Genomic DNA, 16,286 nt, shown 5'->3' with positions numbered 1-16,286 from the left:
CGCTGCTCCTCGGCCGCGCCGGCCCCGGCCGGATCGGCGGGGACGTCGCCGCCGTCGTCACGGACTTCGCCCGCCGCGTGGCGCACGCCGTCTCCGCCGCCCGCCAGTACACCCGCCAGGTGACCATCAGCGAGGTGCTGCAGCGCGGGCTGCTGCCCAGCGGCATCGCGGAGATGCCGGCCATGGACACGGCCGTCGTGTACGAGCCCGCCGAGGGCGCCGCCGCGGGCGGCGACTTCTACGACCTGTTCCCCAGCGGCAGCGACCGCTGGTGCTTCGCGCTCGGCGACGTCTGCGGCCAGGGCCCCGAGGCCGCGGTCGTCACCGGCATGGCGCGGCCCGTGCTGCGGCTGCTGGCCCGGGAGGGCTACGGCGTCGCCGACGTGCTCGCCGGGCTCAACCGCACGCTCGTGGAGCACGCCTTCGAGGCGGTGGAGGCGGCGACGGCGTTCGGGCTGCCGCCGGAGCAGGCGCGGTTCCTGTCGCTGCTGTACGGGGAGCTGGTGCCGTACGAGCAGGACCGCGGCGGCGTCCGCTGCACCGTGGCCAGCGCCGGGCACCCGCTGCCGCTGCTGCTGCGCAGCGACGGCGGGGTGCGGACGGCGGCCGACGCGCAGCTGCTGCTCGGCGTGCTGGACGACGCGGAGTACTACAGCCAGTCGTTCGACATGGAGCCCGGCGACACGCTGCTGTGTGTGACGGACGGGGTGACGGAGCGGCGGTACGGGGACCGGCTGTTCGACGACGGCGACGGGCTGGCGGAGGCGCTGTCCCGCTGCACGGGGCTCGGTGCGGCGGCGGTGGCGGAGCGGATCAGGACGGCGGTGCACGACTTCGCGCCGGTGCCGCCGCGGGACGACCTGGCGATGATGGTGCTGCAGGCGCGGGTGAGTGACGCGGGCGGGTACTGAGACCGGGCGCGTGGGCCGGTGGCGGCGCTGGTGACGGGGCCGGGTTCGGAGCCGGTGACGGGCCGGTCCGGCGGCGGGGCCGGGCCGCCGGGGTTTCCGGCGGGGCGGGGGACAATGGGCCCCATGCCCTCCGTACTGCCCGACGGCGAGCCCGCGCCCGCGGCCGGGACGCTGCCCCCCGAGGCGCTGGCCGGCGCCGCCGACCGCTCCCTCGGCTTCTACGCCCACGTCCCGTACTGCGCCACCCGCTGCGGCTACTGCGACTTCAACACCTACACCGCCGCCGAGCTGCGCGGCACCTCCCGCGACGACTACGCCGCCACCTTCGCCGAGGAGGTCCGCCTCGCGCGCAAGGTCCTCGGCGACGATCCGCGCGAGGTCGAGACCGTGTTCTTCGGCGGCGGCACCCCCACGCTGCTGCCCGCCGCGGACCTGGGGCGGATGCTGGCGGCGATCCGCTCGGAGTTCGGCCTCGCGGCGGACGCGGAGGTGACCACGGAGGCCAACCCGGAGTCGGTCGGCCCGGCGTATCTGGCGGAGCTGCGGGAGGCCGGGTTCAACCGGATCTCGTTCGGCATGCAGAGCGCGCGGGACCACGTGCTGCGGGTGCTGGACCGCACGCACACCCCGGGCCGGCCGGAGGCGTGTGTGGCGGAGGCGCGGGCGGCGGGGTTCGCGCACGTCAACCTGGACCTGATCTACGGCACGCCGGGCGAGACCGACGACGACTGGCGGGCGTCGCTGGCGGCGGCGCTCGGCGCGGGGCCGGACCACGTGTCGGCGTACGCGCTGATCGTCGAGGAGGGCACGCAGCTGGCGCGGCGGATCCGGCGCGGCGAGGTGCCGCCGACGGACGACGACGTGCACGCGGACCGGTATCTGATGGCGGAGGAGGCACTGTCGGCGGCGGGGATGGAGTGGTACGAGGTCTCGAACTGGGCGGCGACGGACGGCGGCGCCGCGGGCGCCGGCGCCGGGGCGGACGGCGCTGGGGCGGCGCGGTGCCGGCACAACGAGCTGTACTGGACCGGCGCGGACTGGTGGGGTGCGGGCCCGGGGGCGCACAGCCACGTCGGCGGGGTGCGCTGGTGGAACGTCAAGCACCCGGCGCCGTACGCGGAGGCGCTGGCGGCGGGGCGGTCGCCGGCGGCGGGGCGCGAGGTGCTGACGGCGGAGGACCGCAGGGTGGAGCGGATCCTGCTGGAGCTGCGGCTGTCGGCGGGCGTGCCGTTGTCGCTGCTGCGGCCGGCGGGGGCGGAGGCGGCGGAGCGGGCGGTAAGGGACGGCCTTCTGGAGCGCGGTCCTTACGCGGCGGGGCGGGGGGTGCTGACGTTGCGGGGGCGGTTGCTGGCGGACGCGGTGGTGCGGGACCTGGTGGACTGAGGGGGCTCGTCCCCCAACCCCGCCCCTCCCCGAACTCAGGGGCTGCGCCCCCGAGCCCCCCGGAGCCCCGAGGCTCCCCGGGGCTGCGCCCGGGCCGCCTCGGGGCTTTGCCCCGGCCCCTGAGCCCGGGCTCCTTTGTGGGCTGCGCCCCCGGCGCTCCGGGCCGCGCCCCACGGGCCCTCCCGGGGCTGCGCCCCGGGACTCTGCGGGGCTCCGCCCTCGGGCCGCGCCCCGGCCGCCACGGGGCTTTGGCCCGGTCCTCTCAGCCTGGGCTCCTCTGGGGCTTCGCCCCGGCCCACCGGGCCTTGCCCGGACCCCTGCGGGCTCCGGCCCGGACTCGTGGGCTGTGTCCCCGGCCCCCTCTGGGCCGCGCCGCGCCCGGCCCCCGCGGGGCTCTCCCCCAGCCCCCCGCAGGGGCTCAGCCTGCCGGGAGGGTGACGAAGTCGATCAGCTCTTCCACTCGGCCCAGCAGCGCCGGCTCCAGGTCCCGGTACGTCCGTACCGAGCCCAGGATCCGGCGCCAGGCGGCTCCCGTGTCCGACGGCCAGCCCAGTTCGCGGCAGACGCCCGTCTTCCAGTCCTCGCCCCGCGGGATCCGCGGCCAGGCCGCGATGCCCACGGACGCGGGCTTGACCGCCTCCCACACGTCCACGTAGGGGTGCCCCACCACCAGGGCGTGGTCGCTTGTCACCGACTCCGCGATGCGCCACTCCTTCGTGCCCGGTACCAGGTGGTCCACCAGCACCCCGAGCCGTGCGTCCGGGCCGGGGGCGAAGGCGGACACCACCGCCGGCAGGTCGTCCACGCCCTCCAGGTACTCCACCACCACGCCCTCGACCCGCAGGTCGTGCCCCCACACCCGCTCCACCAGCTCCGCGTCGTGGCGGCCCTCGACGTAGATGCGGCCGGCGCGGGCCACGCGCGCGGTGTGGTCGCGGACCGCGATCGAGCCGGAGGCGGACAGCAGCGGGCCGGCCGGCGCGGGGGAGCGGCCCGGGGGGACCAGCGTGACCACCCTGCCGTCGATCATGAAGCCGCGCGGCGTCAGCGGGAACACCCGGTGCTTGCCGAAGCGGTCCTCCAGGGTCACCGTCGGACCCTCCGCGGTCTTCTCCGTACGGATGACCGCTCCGCAGAAGCCGGTGCCCACCTCCTCCACCACGAGGTCCGGCTCCGCCGGCACCTCCGGGGCGGGCTGCCGCGGCTTCTTCCAGGGGGGCGTGAGATCGGGGTCGTAGCGGCGCACGGGGCGAGACTACGACACGCCGCGCAACGGCAAGCGCGCCGCACGGCGGCGGGCACCCGCGCTACCCCACGCGCCGCGCCAGCTCGTCGCGTTGGGCCCGCACGAACTCCGCATCGACGAGCGCCCCGTGCCCCGGCACGTACACCGCCGCCCGGCCGCCCAGCTCCAGCAGCCGGTCCAGCGCCGCCGGCCACCGTGCCGGGGCGGCGTCCGGCCCCGCCTGCGGCGGGCCGGACTCCTCGACCAGGTCGCCGCAGAAGACGACGGCCGGCCGCCCCGGGACGTACACGGCCATGTCGTGCGCCGAGTGCGCCGCGCCCAGCTCGACGAGCAGCACCTCCCGGCCGCCCCCGAGGTCCAGCGGGTACGTGCCGGAGACCGCGTGCCGCGGGGCGACCAGGACGTCGGCGGCCTCCGCGGCCGCGTCGGGGTCAAGACCGTGGCGTACGGCGTCCGCGCGCAGCTCTTCCCGGCCCGCCCCGCGCAGCCGCGCGGCGATGCCCGCCGGGCCGTGGACCTCGGCCCCGGCGAAGGCGGCGGTGCCGAGCACGTGGTCGAAGTGCGGATGCGTGAGCGCGATGTGCGTCACGGGGCGGCCGAAGCGGTCCCGTACCCGGCGGCGCAGCTCCGCGCCCTGGCGCAGCGAGGCGCCCGTGTCGATGAGCAGCACGCCCGCCGGCCCGGCCACCGCGCCCGCGGTCGCGTCCCAGCGGGGCAGGCGGCACCGTACGACGTCCGGCGCCGGCTCTTCCCATCCGCCGTCCATGCCTCGACGCTATACCGTGACGGGCCGCCTTGCCTGAGCCGCCGTACCCGGCCGTACACTGGCCCCGGACCCTGGCACTCCCCGCCGTCGAGTGCCAGCGGCGGCACGGCCGGACGGACAGGACACCGAGTGCGGAGGTGGGCAGCATGCTCAGCGAGCGTCGGCTCGAAGTGCTGCGCGCCATCGTCCAGGACTACGTGGGCACGGAGGAGCCGGTCGGCTCCAAGGCCCTCACCGAGCGGCACCACCTGGGCGTCTCCCCGGCGACGGTGCGCAACGACATGGCGGCCCTGGAGGACGACGGGTACATCGCCCAGCCGCACACCAGCGCCGGCCGTATCCCCACCGACAAGGGCTACCGGCTGTTCGTCGACAAGCTCGCCGACGTCAAGCCGCTCAGCGCGCCCGAGCGGCGGGCCATCCAGAACTTCCTGTCCGGCGCCGTCGACCTCGACGACGTCGTCGGGCGCACGGTGCGGCTGCTCGCGCAGCTGACGCGGCAGGTGGCGGTCGTGCAGTACCCGTCCCTGACGCGCTCGACGGTGCGCCACGTCGAGCTGCTGCAGCTCGCCCCCGCGCGCGTCATGCTCGTGCTCATCACCGACACCGGCCGGGTCGAGCAGCGGGTGATCGACTGCCCGGCGCCGATCAGCGAGGACTCCCTCGCCGACCTGCGGGCCCGGCTCAACAGCCGCGTCGTGGGCCGCCGCTTCGGCGACGTGCCGCGGCTGGTGGCGGACCTGGCCGAGTCCTTCCCGGCGGACGACCGCGGCACGGTGCAGACCGTGCTGTCGGTGCTGCTCGAAACGCTGGTGGAGGAGACCGAGGAACGGCTGATGATCGGCGGCACCGCCAACCTCACCCGCTTCGACCACGACTTCCCGCTCACCATCCGGCCCGTGCTGGAGGCACTGGAGGAGCAGGTGGTGCTCCTCAGGCTGCTGGGTGAGGCGAAGGAACCGGGCGTGACGGTGCGTATCGGCCACGAAAACGACCACGAGGGGCTCACCTCCACCTCGGTCGTCTCCGTCGGATACGGTTCAGGCGGCGACACCGGTGAAGCGGTCGCGAAGCTCGGCGTGGTCGGACCTACCCGCATGGACTACCCCGGAACGATGGGAGCGGTACGCGCAGTGGCACGGTACGTCGGACAGATCCTGGCGGAGTCATAAGTGGCCACGGACTACTACGCGGTCCTCGGCGTCGGACGCGACGCCTCGCAGGAGGAGATCAAGAAGGCGTTCCGCAGACTCGCGCGCGAGCTGCACCCGGACGTGAACCCGGATCCGAAGACCCAGGAGCGGTTCAAGGAGATCAACGCCGCCTACGAGGTCCTCTCCGACCCGCAGAAGAAACAGGTCTACGACCTCGGCGGCGACCCGCTGTCGCAGAACGGCGCCGCCGCCGGCGGCTTCGGCGCCGGCGGCTTCGGCAACCTCTCCGACATCATGGACGCCTTCTTCGGCACCCAGGGCCAGCGCGGGCCGCGTTCGCGCACCCGCCGCGGCCAGGACGCCATGATCCGGCTCGAAATCGAGCTGGAGGAGGCGGCGTTCGGCGGCAGCAAGGAGATCCAGGTCGACACCGCGGTCGTCTGCGGCACCTGCAGCGGCGAGGGCGCGGCGCCCGGCACGTCGGCGCAGACGTGCGACATGTGCCGGGGCCGCGGCGAGGTCTCCCAGGTCACCCGCTCGTTCCTGGGCCAGGTCATGACCTCCCGGCCCTGCCCCCAGTGCCAGGGCTTCGGCACCGTGGTGCCCACGCCGTGCCCCGAGTGCGCGGGCGACGGCCGGGTGCGCTCGCGGCGCAGCCTGACGGTCAAGATCCCCGCGGGCGTCGACACCGGCACCCGCATCCAGCACGCCGGCAAGGGCGAGGTCGGCCCGGGCGGCGGCCCGGCGGGCGACCTGTACGTGGAGATCCGCGAGCTGCCGCACCCGATCTTCCAGCGCCGCGGCGACGACCTGCACTGCACGGTGACGATCCCGATGACGGCAGCGGCGCTGGGCACGAAGGTCAACCTGGAGACCCTCGACGGGCTCGAAGAGGTCGACATCCGTCCGGGCACGCAGTCGGGGCAGGCCATTCCGCTGCACCAGCGCGGCGTCACGCACCTGCGCGGCGGCGGCCGGGGCGACCTGGTCGTCCACGTCGAGGTCGAGACGCCGCAGAAGCTGGACGTGGAGCAGGAGCGGCTCCTGACCCAACTCGCCCAGCTGCGCGGCGAGGAGCGGCCGCAGGGCCAGTTCAAGCCGGGCCAGCAGGGGCTGTTCTCGCGGCTGAAGGACGCCTGGAGCGGACGCTAGCGGCGGCGGCCGGTGTCGGCGGTGTCGTCCGGTGCCGGCCGTGCCGGCGGGCTGTCGCCGGGGCGCCCGCCGGGCCGCCGCCGGTGCGGCCCGGGTGGCGGGCGCGGTGGGTGGGACGTCACCGTCCCGGGCGCGTGAAGACGTGCGGATTCCATGATCGGAGCGGGCCGTCGGTGTCCGAGCTGCATGACAGGATTGAGCCATGCCCACCGAGCTGAACGATCTCTTCACCTTCCCGATCGTGCAGGCGCCCATGGCCGGTGGCGCATCCTGCCCGCAGCTCGCCGCCGGCGTGCTGGAGGGCGGCGGCCTGGCGTTCCTCGCCGCCGGGTACAAGACGCCGGAGGCGATGTACGAGGAGATCCGCCAGCTCCGGGCCGTCACCGACCGCCCCTTCGGGGTCAACCTGTTCCTGCCCCAGCCCCCCGCCCCGCCGGACCCCGCCCAGATAGAGGCGTACGCCGAGCAACTGGCCGGCGAGGTCGAGTGGTACGGCACCGGTCTTGGCGACGCCGACGCCGGCACGGACGACGCCTTCGACGCCAAGGTGGCCATCCTCCTCGACGAGCCGGTGGCGCTGGTCTCGTTCACCTTCGGCTGCCCCCCGCCGGCCGTGCTCGACGCCTTCGCCCGCGCCGGGACGTACACCGTCGTCACCGTCACCAACGTCGTCGAGGCGCGCCGGGCGCAGGCCGCCGGGGCCGACGCCCTGTGCGTGCAGGGCGTCGAGGCCGGCGGCCACCAGGGCGGCTTCCGCAACGACCCGCGCGACGACCGGGTGGGCCGCGGGCTGCTCACGCTGCTCGCCGAGGTGCTGGAGGCGGTGGACGTGCCCGTGATCGCCGCCGGCGGGCTGATGCGCGGCGGGCAGATCGCCGCGGTGCTGTCCGCCGGCGCCGCCGCCGCGCAGCTGGGCACCGCGTTCCTGGTCTGCCCCGAGTCGGGCGCCAGCGCGCTGCACAAACGGGCCGTCAGCGGCGGGGTGTTCACGCGCACGGAGCTGACCCGCGCCTTCTCCGGCCGCCCCGCCCGCGGGCTGGTCAACCGGTTCGTCCGCGAACACGGCCCGTACGCCCCCGCCGCCTACCCCCAGGTCCACCACCTGACCTCCCCGCTGCGCGCCGCCGCCGCCCGCGTCGGCGACCCGCAGGGCATGGCGCTGTGGGCCGGCCAGGGCTACCGGCTGGCGCGTGAACTGCCCGCCGCCGAGCTGGTGGAGGTGCTGGCCAGGGAGTTGGCCGACGCCCTCAGCGGCGCCGCCAAGCCCGCCGGCGACGCCTCGGACGGCATGCTGTGACCGCCCCCGTGTTCGTCGCGGAGCCCGACCTGCTCGCCGACGCCCGCCCCGGCGCGGTGCTGGCGCTGACCGGGCCCGAGGGGCGGCACGCGGTGTCCGTGCGGCGGCTGCGCGCCGGCGAGGACGTCGTGCTCACCGACGGCGCCGGCCGCGGCGCGTACGGCACCGTGACCGGCGTGACGGGCCCCGACCGGCTGCTGGTGACGTGCGCCGAGGTGCGCGAGGAGCCGGCGCCGCGGCCGCGGCTGACCGTCGTGCAGGCCCTGCCCAAGGGCGACCGCGGCGAGCTGGCCGTGGAGACCATGACCGAGACCGGGGTGGACGCGGTGGTGCCGTGGGCGGCCTCCCGGTGCGTGACGCAGTGGCGGGCAGAGCGCGGGCGGAAGTCCCTGGCCAAGTGGCGCGCCACCGCCCGCGAGGCGGGCAAGCAGGCCCGCCGGCTGCGCTTCCCCGAGGTCGCCGGGCTGCACTCGACGAAGGAGCTGCTGCCGCTCCTCGCGGGCGCGGCGTTCGCCGCCGTGCTGCACGAGGAAGGCGAGGAGAGCACAGCGCCCCTGGCCGGTGCGGCGCTGCCGCGGACGGGGGAGGTCGTGCTGGTGGTCGGCCCCGAGGGCGGGGTCACGCCGGCGGAGCTGGCCGCGTTCGAGGGCGCCGGCGCCGGGGCGTACCGGCTGGGGCCGACCGTGCTGCGCACCTCCACCGCCGGCACCGCGGCCGGCGCCGTGGTGCTCGCCGCCACCGGCCGGTGGTCCTGACCGCCCGCGGCGGAGGTTCCGTATGCCCGGATCCGGACGTCCCGCACGCCGCTGTCGAAGGGGTTTTCCCCGGTTGTTCGACGGTACGCCCCCGTATGTTCCCATCGGGTACGGGACGAAGGTCACACCGCACCGCAAAGCGGTGGTGAGCGCCGCCTCCGCATGATGGGATGATCGACGTGACTCAGCCTGCTTACCTGCGATTCCCGCACCTGCACGGCGACTTGATCACCTTCACGGCAGAGGACGACGTCTGGGCCGCGCCCCTCGACGGCGGCCGCGCCTGGCGGGTGAGCGCCGACAACATGCCGGTCGACCACCCCCGCATAGCGCCCGACGGCACCCGCGTCGCCTGGACCTCCACCCGCGACGGCGCCCCCGAGGTCCTCACCGCGCCCCTCGACGGCGGCGCGCCCGTGCGGCTGACGTACTGGGGCAGCGGCAAGACCTCCGTACGCGGCTGGACGCCCGACGGCGACGTGCTGGCCCTCACCACCCACGGCCAGTACTCCCTGCGCCGCACCTGGGCCCGCGCCGTGCCGCCCGACGGCGGCCCCGCGCAGACGCTGCCGTTCGGGCCCGTCGGCGACGTCGCGTACGGGCCGGAGGGCCGCGTCGCGCTGCTCACGGCGACCATAGGCCGGGAGGCGGCGTACTGGAAGCGCTACCGCGGCGGCACCGCCGGCCGGCTGTGGCTCCGCACCGCCGCCGACGCGGAGTTCACCCGGCCCGCGGGCCTCGACGCCCTCCTCGGCAACGCCGAGTGCCCGGTGTGGGCCGGCGGGCGGCTCGCGTTCCTCTCCGACCACGAGGGCACCGGCGCGCTCTACTCGGTGGACCTCTCAGCCCTCGATGCGCCCGAGGCGTCCGACACGCCCGACGCGTTCGCCACGCCCCGCCGCCACACCCCCCTCGGCGGCTTCTACGCCCGCCACGCGGCCACCGACGGCACCCGCGTCGTCTACGCCGCCGCCGGCGAACTCTGGCTCCTCGACGACCTCGCCGAGGGCACCGAGCCGCGCCGCGTCGACATCCGCCTCGGCGGCCAGCGCACCGACCTGCGCCCCCGCCCGCTGCGCCCCCGCCGCGACCTCGGCGCTGCCCGCCCCGACCACACCGGCCGCGGCAGCGCCGTCGAGATCCGCGGCACCCTGCACTGGGTGACCCACCGGGAGGGGCCCGCCCGCGCGCTGGCCGCCGAGCCGGGCGTACGGGCCCGGCTGCCGCGGGTGTTCCGCGCCGAGGGCGCCGAGCACGTCGTGTGGGTGACCGACGCCGAGGGCGAGGACGCGCTGGAGTTCATTCCCGCCGCGGGCCGCGACGCCGGCGCCCCGCCCCGCCGGGTCGCCGCGGGGCGCCTGGGCCGCGTTACCGGGCTGGCCGTCGCGCCGTACGGCAGCCGCGTCGCCGTCGCCGCGCACGACGGCCGGGTGCTGCTCGTGGAGCGCGCCTCCGGCGAGGTGCGGGAGGTCGACGCCAGCGAGTACGGCGACGTCGGCGGGCTGGTGTTTTCGCCCGACTCCGCCTGGCTGGCCTGGTCCCACCCGGGGCCCGGCGAGCTGCGTCAGCTGCGGCTGGCCACCACCGACGGGCTGTCCGTCGCCGAGGCCACGCCGCTGCGCTTCCGCGACTACTCCCCGGCGTTCACCGCCGACGGCAAGCACCTGGCGTTCCTCTCCGAGCGCGCCTTCGACCCGGTCTACGACAGCCACGTCTTCGACCTGTCGTTCCCGTACGCCTGCCGCCCGCACCTGATCACGCTCGCCGCCGAGACCCCCTCGCCGTTCGGCCCGCAGCGCCACGGCCGGGCCCCGGAGCGCGGCGGCTCCGACGACGGCGACGACCCGGGCTCGCCGGACACCCCGCCGGTCACCCGCATCGACCTCGACGGCCTCGCCGACCGCATCCTGCCCTTCCCCGTCGAAGCCGCCCGCTACTCGACACTGCGCGCGGCGGACGGCGGCCTCCTGTGGCTGGTCCACCCGCTGCGCGGCGTCCTCGGCGCCGACGCCGCCGGCCCTGACGACGACGGGCCCGGCACCCGGCTGGAGCGCTACGACCTCGGCAAGCAGCGCGTCGAGGAACTCGCCGACGACGCCGACGGCTTCACCGTCACCGGCGACGGCAAGCGGATCCTGCTGCGCACCGACGGCAAGCTCAAGGTCGTCCCCGCCGACCGCAAGCCCAGCCACGCCGACGACGGCGACGGCGACAACGTCACCGTCGACCTCAGCCGCGTACGGCAGCTGCTCGACCCGGCCGCGGAGTGGCGGCAGATGTACGACGAGGCCGGCCGGCTGATGCGCGACAACTTCTGGCGCGCCGACCTCGGCGGCGTCGACTGGGACGGCGTGCTGGACCGCTACCGCCCGCTGCTGGAGCGCGTCGCCACCCACGACGACCTGGTCGACCTGCTGTGGGAGGTGCAGGGCGAGCTGGGCACGTCGCACGCGTACGTCGTGCCCCCCGGCGGCGGCGCGGCCGCGGCCGGCACGGAGCGGCGGCAGGGGCTTCTCGGCGCCGACATCTCCCGGGCCGACGACGGCCGTTGGCGGGTCGACCGGATCCTGCCCGCCGAGACCTCCGACCCCCACGCCCGCTCCCCGCTGGCCGCGCCGGGCGCCGCCGTCCGGCCCGGCGACGCGATCGTCGCCGTCGACGGCCGGCCCGTGGACCCGCTGGCCGGGCCCGCGCCGCTGCTGGTGGGCTCGGCGGGCAAGCCCGTCGAGCTGAGCGTGCTGCCCGCGGACGGCGGGGACGTGCGCCACGCCGTGGTCGTCCCCGTCGCCGACGAGGAGCCGCTGCGCTACCACGCCTGGGTCGCCGGCCGGCGCGCCTCTGTAAGAGAAGCGTCCGACGGCCGCCTCGGCTACCTCCACGTGCCCGACATGCAGGGCCCCGGCTGGGCGCAGCTCCACCGCGACCTGCGCGTCGAGGTCGCCCGCGAGGGCCTGGTGGTCGACCTCCGCGACAACCGCGGCGGGCACACCTCGCAGCTCGTCGTGGAGAAGCTGGCGCGGCGCATCGTCGGCTGGGACGCGGGCCGCGGCATGCGGCCCGTCAGCTACCCGATGGACGCACCGCGCGGCCCGGTGGTCGCCGTGGCCAACGAGTTCTCCGGCTCCGACGGCGACATCGTCAGCGCCGCCATCAGGGCGCTGGGCATCGGCCCGATCGTCGGGCGGCGGACGTGGGGCGGGGTCGTCGGCATCGACAGCCGCTACCGGCTGGTCGACGGCACGCTCGTGACGCAGCCGAAGTACGCCATCTGGATGGAGGGCCCGGGCTGGGACGTGGAGAACCACGGCGTCGAGCCGGACGTGGACGTGCAGCTCACCCCGGAGGACTGGGCGCAGGGCCGCGACCCGCAGCTGCAGACGGCGGTGCGGCTGGCGCTGGAGGCGCTGGAGCGCAGCCCGGCGGCGGCGCCGCCGGAACTGCCGGGCCAGCGGGCGGACCAGGCGGACCACGGGCAGCAGGCGGAGTAGCCGGAGCAGCGGCGGGGCACCGGGTACGGGCCGCGGGGTACCATGCGGCCCGTACCGCCCGACTCGTCCGAAGGAGGCCGGGAACATGGCCGGGGAGCCGCAGGCCGACTGCCTGTTCTGCAAGATCACCGCGGGGGAGGTGCCCGCGACCGTCGTCCGCGAGACCGCCACGACGATCGCCTTCCGCGACATCAATCCGCAGGCGCCCACCCACGTCCTGGTCATCCCCAAGGCCCACTACCCGGACGCCGGCAGCCTCGCCGCCGCCGACCCGCAGCTCATCTCCGACGTGCTGCGCGAGACCGCCGAGGTCGCCGCCGAGGACAAGGTCGTCGCCACCGGCTACCGCGTCGTGTTCAACACCGGCGCCGGCGCCGGCCAGACCGTCTTCCACGTGCACGCGCACGTGCTCGGCGGCCGCGGCCTGAACTGGCCGCCCGGGTAGCCCCGGTCTCCCCGGCGGTGTCCGCCCGCGAACTCGTCGTCCTCGGCACGGCCAGCCAGGTCCCCACCCGGCAGCGCAACCACAACGGCTACGTGCTGCGCTGGGACGGCGACGGCATCCTCTTCGACCCCGGCGAGGGCACCCAGCGCCAGATGCTGCGCGCCGGCGTGGCCGCGAACCACCTGAACCGCATCTGCGTCACCCACTTCCACGGCGACCACTGCCTCGGCCTGCCCGGCGTCGTCCAGCGCATCAACCTCGACCGCGTCCCGCACCCCGTCACCGTCCACTTCCCGGCCAGCGGGCGGCACTTCTACGAGCGGCTGCGGTACGCGAGTGCGTACCGGGAGACCGCGAAGATCGAGGCGGGCCCGGTCGACGGGGACGGCGTGGCCGCCGTCACGCCCGCGTACACCCTTGAGGCGCGCCGGCTGAACCACCCCGTGGACGCGTACGGCTACCGCCTCGTCGAGCCGGACGGCCGTCGCATGCTCCCCGGCCGGCTCGCCCGGGCGGGCATCGCGGGCCCGGACATCTCCCGGCTGCAGCGCGAGGGCTCGCTGCGGGGCGTGCGGCTGGAGGAGATGTCGGAGCCGCGCCGCGGGCAGCGGGTCGCGTTCATCATGGACACCGGGCTGTGCGAGGGCGTGTACGCGCTGGCCGAGGAGGCGGACCTGCTGGTCATCGAGTCCACGTTCCTGGGCACGGAGACCGCGCTGGCCGTCGAGTACGGGCACCTGACGGCGGCCCAGGCGGCGGGCGTGGCGGTCGCGGCGGGCGTACGGCACCTGGTGCTCACGCACTTCTCGCAGCGCTACCCGGACCCGGCGGACTTCGCGCGGGAGGCGCGGGAGGCGGGCTACGCGGGGCCGCTGACGGTCGCGACGGACCTGGGGCGGGTGCCGGTGCCGCCGCGGCGGTGAGGGCGGCACGGCGCGGGGGCCCGTGCGGGACGCGGTGCTCCCGCCGTCCCCTGTGCGGCGGGAGCACCGTGCGCGACACCCACGCCACCTTCGTGCGCGCCGCAGGGCGAGAAGGAGCGTCTGCCCCCCACGGGTCAGGCCGCGGGGTCGGCCGCCGGGCCCGCCCCCGTCTCCGTACGGGCGGGACGGCGGGCGCGGCGACGGGTGCGGACGAGCAGGGCCGCCGCGAGCAGTGCGGCGCAGAGCCCGGCGACCGCCGCCGGGTCCGCGGCGTCCACGGCGTCGGTGAGGGCCCGCTGGGCGGTGCCGGCCGCGTCGATCACGGGGTCGGTGGTGCCGGGGTCGTCCCTGGTGCGGATCTCGTACCAGCCGTAGTACGCCACGTAGGCGCCGACGACGAGGAGCACTCCGCCGCCGATCCGGGGGGTGGAGGCGCCGAGGCGGCGCAGGGGGGTGACGGCGGTCGTGCGGGTGAGCGCGACGCTGAGCGAGGCCGCACCGACGATCAGTCCCATCCCGGCGGCGTAGGCGGCGAACAGCGCGACGCCCTCCGCGGTGCTGCCGCTGCGGAAGGCGGAGACCACGATGGCGAGGAAGGGGGCGATGGTGCAGCCCAGGGACGCGGTGGCGTAGGCCATGCCGAACAGCACCATTGAGGGCAGGGAGCGGCTCAGCTTCGGTGCGCGCCGGAGTTTCGGGGCGAGGACGGACAGCTGGCGGCCGGCGAGCAGCCATGCTCCGGCGGCGGCGACGAGCAGGCCGAACGCGATGGTGAACCAGGGCAGGTGCCGCTGGACCTGTCCGGCGACGGGCTGGACGGCGAGGCCGAAGACGCCGAAGAGGGCGGCGAAGCCGGCGGTCATGGCCGCGGTGGCGGCGAGGGCGCGACCGACGGCGACGGTGCGGCCGGGCGCGTCGTCGCCGAGGACGAGGAGGGAGAGGTAGGCGGGCAGCAGGGCGAAGCCGCACGGGTTGACGGCGGCGAGCATCCCGGCGCCGAGCGCGAGGGCGAGCGGCAGGTCGGCCATGCCGGTTCAGCCGGTGACGTCGGAGAGCTTCTCCGCCAGGCCGTCGCCGCCGGGGAGCACCCCTTCGTAGACGGTCTCGCCGTCCTTGTCGAGGATCACGTAGACGCTCTGCTCGGTGATCTCGAACTTCTTCCAGATGTCCCCGGTTTCGTCGGCCAGATGCGGGAAGGCGCCGACCCCGGTGTCGGTGACGAAGCCCTGCATGGCGTCGCGCTTGTCGAGTCCGGCCACGCCGAGCACGTGGGCCCTGCCCTCGAACTCGGCTGCGACCTCGGCGGTTTCGGGGGCCTGGCCCTGGCAGACCGTGCACCACGGGGCCCAGAACCACAGCACGACGGGCTTGCCCGCGAGCGTCTTCGCGTCGAACGGGTCGCCGCCCACCGTGGTCCCGGTGAAGGCCAGCGCCTCGGGCACCTCCGCCGCCGGCCCCCCGCTGTCGCCGTCGTCGTTGCCGCCGTCGTCGGGCGGCTGTGCGGAGGAGGGAGCCGCCGAGGGGGAGGACCCCGCGTCGTCGGCGCGCGCGGGGTCCTGGCTGTCGCCGCATCCGGCGAGAGCGAGCAGGGCGGCGGCCAGGGTGGCCGGGAGAAGCGTACGGGCGCGCAAGGGGACTCCTCTGTGTCGTCTCGGTGGTGAAGGTAGCCCGCGGAGCCCGGGAGGGCAGCACATCTTTTCTTACGGATGAGTGACGTCGGGCCACGGCGTCCGTGAGCCGGCTGCGCGGGGGTGCTCCGGCCGAACCGGTGCCTCCGCCGCGCGCCCCGGGCCGTCGTCGCATATGGTCACGCACACACATTCCGACGCCTGGAGAGTCACCGCGATGCACGAGCGCTCCCCGAACGACGACCTCGACCCCCACTCCCGGGTGGACAGCACCGTGCCGCACTCGGCGCGGGTGTGGAACTACTGGCTCGGCGGCAAGGACAACTACGCCGTCGACCGCAAGGCGGGGGACGACATGCTCGCCATGGCCCCCGCCCTGGTCAGGTCGGCGCGTGAGGACCGGCTGTTCCTCAGCCGCTCCGTCCGGCTGCTCGCCGGCGAGCTGGGGATACGGCAGTTCCTGGACATCGGCACCGGCCTGCCCACGGCCGACAACACCCACGAGGCGGCCCAGCGCGCCGCCCCCGACGCCCGGGTCGTCTACGTGGACAACGACCCCCTGGTCCTCGCGCACGCCCGCGCCCTGCTCGCGAGCACTCCGGAGGGCGCCACCGCCTATATCGAGGCGGACGTGCACGATCCGCGGGAGATCCTGCGGAGCGCGGCACACACGCTGGACTTCACCAGGCCGGTCGCCGTCACCATGCTCGGCATCGTGAACCACATGCCCGACATCGAGGTGGCGCGGGCGGTCATCCGCCGGCTGATGGACGCGGTACCGCCGGGCAGCTATCTGGTGGTCTCCCACCCGACGACGGAGGTCGACACGGAGGCGATGCACCAGGTGGCGGAGCACTGGAACGGGCGCGGCAGCTCCCCGCTGGTCATCCGCTCGGCCGCCGAGGTCGAAACCCTCTTCGCCGGACTGGAGCTGCTGGAGCCGGGGGTCGTCTCCTGCCCCCGCTGGCGCCCGGCCCCGGAGGAGGCTCCGCAGGTCGGCACGCGCGCCGACGTCGCACACTACTGCGGCGTCGCCCGCAAGCACTGACGCGTCCGCGGAGGGCCGTTGTCAGTGGGCTGAGGCAGACTGATTTCAGCCGGACAGACCGGACAGAGAGGGTCCGGCCGGAGTCAGGAG

At 75.8% G+C, this 16,286-nt stretch carries 14 protein-coding genes; 10 read left to right on the top strand and 4 right to left on the bottom strand.

Features of this window, described 5'->3' with window-relative positions; all coding sequences use genetic code 11:
* Together ABD317_RS08645 and hemW are read left to right on the top strand one after the other, a co-directional pair.
* Positions 1-911 (top strand): PP2C family protein-serine/threonine phosphatase (locus ABD317_RS08645; protein ID WP_344289204.1); only part of this gene is annotated, 911 nt, incomplete at its 5' end.
* A gap of 123 nt (positions 912-1,034) precedes the next feature.
* Positions 1,035-2,294, top strand: a complete 1,260-nt coding sequence (gene hemW / locus ABD317_RS08640; RefSeq protein ID WP_344289202.1) for a radical SAM family heme chaperone HemW — start codon at positions 1,035-1,037, stop codon at positions 2,292-2,294.
* A gap of 418 nt (positions 2,295-2,712) precedes the next feature.
* On the opposite strand, the gene ABD317_RS08635 is transcribed toward hemW, so the two are convergent.
* On the bottom strand, positions 2,713-3,540 hold the full coding sequence (locus ABD317_RS08635) for a DUF3097 domain-containing protein (RefSeq protein WP_344289201.1): 828 nt from the start codon (positions 3,538-3,540) through the stop codon (positions 2,713-2,715).
* A 61-nt stretch (positions 3,541-3,601) separates the two neighbouring features.
* On the bottom strand, positions 3,602-4,306 hold the full coding sequence (locus ABD317_RS08630; RefSeq protein ID WP_344289200.1) for an MBL fold metallo-hydrolase: 705 nt from the start codon (positions 4,304-4,306) through the stop codon (positions 3,602-3,604).
* 146 nt (positions 4,307-4,452) lie between these two features.
* On the opposite strand from ABD317_RS08630, the gene hrcA reads away from it, so the two are divergent.
* The 7 genes from hrcA to ABD317_RS08595 all read left to right on the top strand — a co-directional run bounded on the left by hrcA (position 4,453) and on the right by ABD317_RS08595 (position 13,520).
* A complete protein-coding gene (gene hrcA, locus ABD317_RS08625) occupies positions 4,453-5,478 on the top strand; it encodes a heat-inducible transcriptional repressor HrcA (RefSeq protein ID WP_027753344.1) in 1,026 nt (341 codons plus the stop codon).
* Positions 5,479-6,612 (top strand): molecular chaperone DnaJ, encoded by a 1,134-nt coding sequence (gene dnaJ / locus ABD317_RS08620; RefSeq protein WP_027753343.1) that lies wholly within the window; start codon positions 5,479-5,481, stop codon positions 6,610-6,612. It abuts the gene before it with no gap.
* A gap of 202 nt (positions 6,613-6,814) precedes the next feature.
* Positions 6,815-7,909, top strand: coding sequence for a nitronate monooxygenase (locus ABD317_RS08615; RefSeq protein WP_344289199.1), 1,095 nt, complete (start codon positions 6,815-6,817; stop codon positions 7,907-7,909).
* Entirely contained in the window at positions 7,906-8,664 is a 759-nt protein-coding gene (locus ABD317_RS08610; RefSeq protein WP_344289198.1) for a 16S rRNA (uracil(1498)-N(3))-methyltransferase, read from the top strand. Before ABD317_RS08615 ends, ABD317_RS08610 begins: the two co-directional genes overlap by 4 nt.
* Positions 8,665-8,843: 179 nt before the next feature.
* Positions 8,844-12,152 (top strand): S41 family peptidase, encoded by a 3,309-nt coding sequence (locus ABD317_RS08605; protein WP_344289197.1) that lies wholly within the window; start codon positions 8,844-8,846, stop codon positions 12,150-12,152.
* Positions 12,153-12,237: 85 nt separating this feature from the next.
* Positions 12,238-12,597, top strand: coding sequence for a histidine triad nucleotide-binding protein (locus ABD317_RS08600; protein ID WP_344289196.1), 360 nt, complete (start codon positions 12,238-12,240; stop codon positions 12,595-12,597).
* A gap of 17 nt (positions 12,598-12,614) precedes the next feature.
* Positions 12,615-13,520 carry a ribonuclease Z gene (locus ABD317_RS08595; protein ID WP_344289195.1) on the top strand — a complete coding sequence of 302 codons (906 nt, stop codon included), beginning with the start codon at positions 12,615-12,617 and terminating at the stop codon, positions 13,518-13,520.
* A 134-nt stretch (positions 13,521-13,654) separates the two neighbouring features.
* On the opposite strand, the gene ABD317_RS08590 is transcribed toward ABD317_RS08595, so the two are convergent.
* Both ABD317_RS08590 and ABD317_RS08585 read right to left on the bottom strand, forming a co-directional pair.
* Positions 13,655-14,548 carry a cytochrome c biogenesis CcdA family protein gene (locus tag ABD317_RS08590; RefSeq protein ID WP_344289193.1) on the bottom strand — a complete coding sequence of 298 codons (894 nt, stop codon included), beginning with the start codon at positions 14,546-14,548 and terminating at the stop codon, positions 13,655-13,657.
* A 6-nt stretch (positions 14,549-14,554) separates the two neighbouring features.
* The gene (locus ABD317_RS08585) at positions 14,555-15,151 is read right to left on the bottom strand and encodes a redoxin domain-containing protein (RefSeq protein ID WP_344289192.1); all 597 of its coding nucleotides are present in this window, start codon (positions 15,149-15,151) and stop codon (positions 14,555-14,557) included.
* A gap of 214 nt (positions 15,152-15,365) precedes the next feature.
* Between ABD317_RS08585 and ABD317_RS08580 the strand changes: the two genes are divergently transcribed.
* Positions 15,366-16,196: an SAM-dependent methyltransferase gene (locus ABD317_RS08580; protein WP_344289191.1), complete on the top strand. Its 831-nt coding sequence runs from the start codon at positions 15,366-15,368 to the stop codon at positions 16,194-16,196.
* Positions 16,197-16,286 lie beyond the last annotated feature (90 nt).

The sequence above is a fragment of the Streptomyces synnematoformans genome (assembly GCF_039531005.1).
Taxonomy (GTDB): domain Bacteria; phylum Actinomycetota; class Actinomycetes; order Streptomycetales; family Streptomycetaceae; genus Streptomyces; species Streptomyces synnematoformans.
The sequence above is the reverse complement of the archived record's forward strand: the minus strand, read 5'-3'. Positions and strand labels throughout refer to the sequence as shown.

Coding starts and splice junctions, on each gene's coding strand:
- ABD317_RS08615 (WP_344289199.1), top strand. CDS start 6,815: ATGCCCACCGAGCTGAACGATCTCTTCACCTTCCCGATCGTGCAGGCG.
- ABD317_RS08580 (WP_344289191.1), top strand. CDS start 15,366: ATGCACGAGCGCTCCCCGAACGACGACCTCGACCCCCACTCCCGGGTG.
- ABD317_RS08630 (WP_344289200.1), bottom strand. CDS start 4,306: ATGGACGGCGGATGGGAAGAGCCGGCGCCGGACGTCGTACGGTGCCGC.
- hemW (WP_344289202.1), top strand. CDS start 1,035: ATGCCCTCCGTACTGCCCGACGGCGAGCCCGCGCCCGCGGCCGGGACG.
- hrcA (WP_027753344.1), top strand. CDS start 4,453: ATGCTCAGCGAGCGTCGGCTCGAAGTGCTGCGCGCCATCGTCCAGGAC.
- ABD317_RS08600 (WP_344289196.1), top strand. CDS start 12,238: ATGGCCGGGGAGCCGCAGGCCGACTGCCTGTTCTGCAAGATCACCGCG.
- ABD317_RS08590 (WP_344289193.1), bottom strand. CDS start 14,548: ATGGCCGACCTGCCGCTCGCCCTCGCGCTCGGCGCCGGGATGCTCGCC.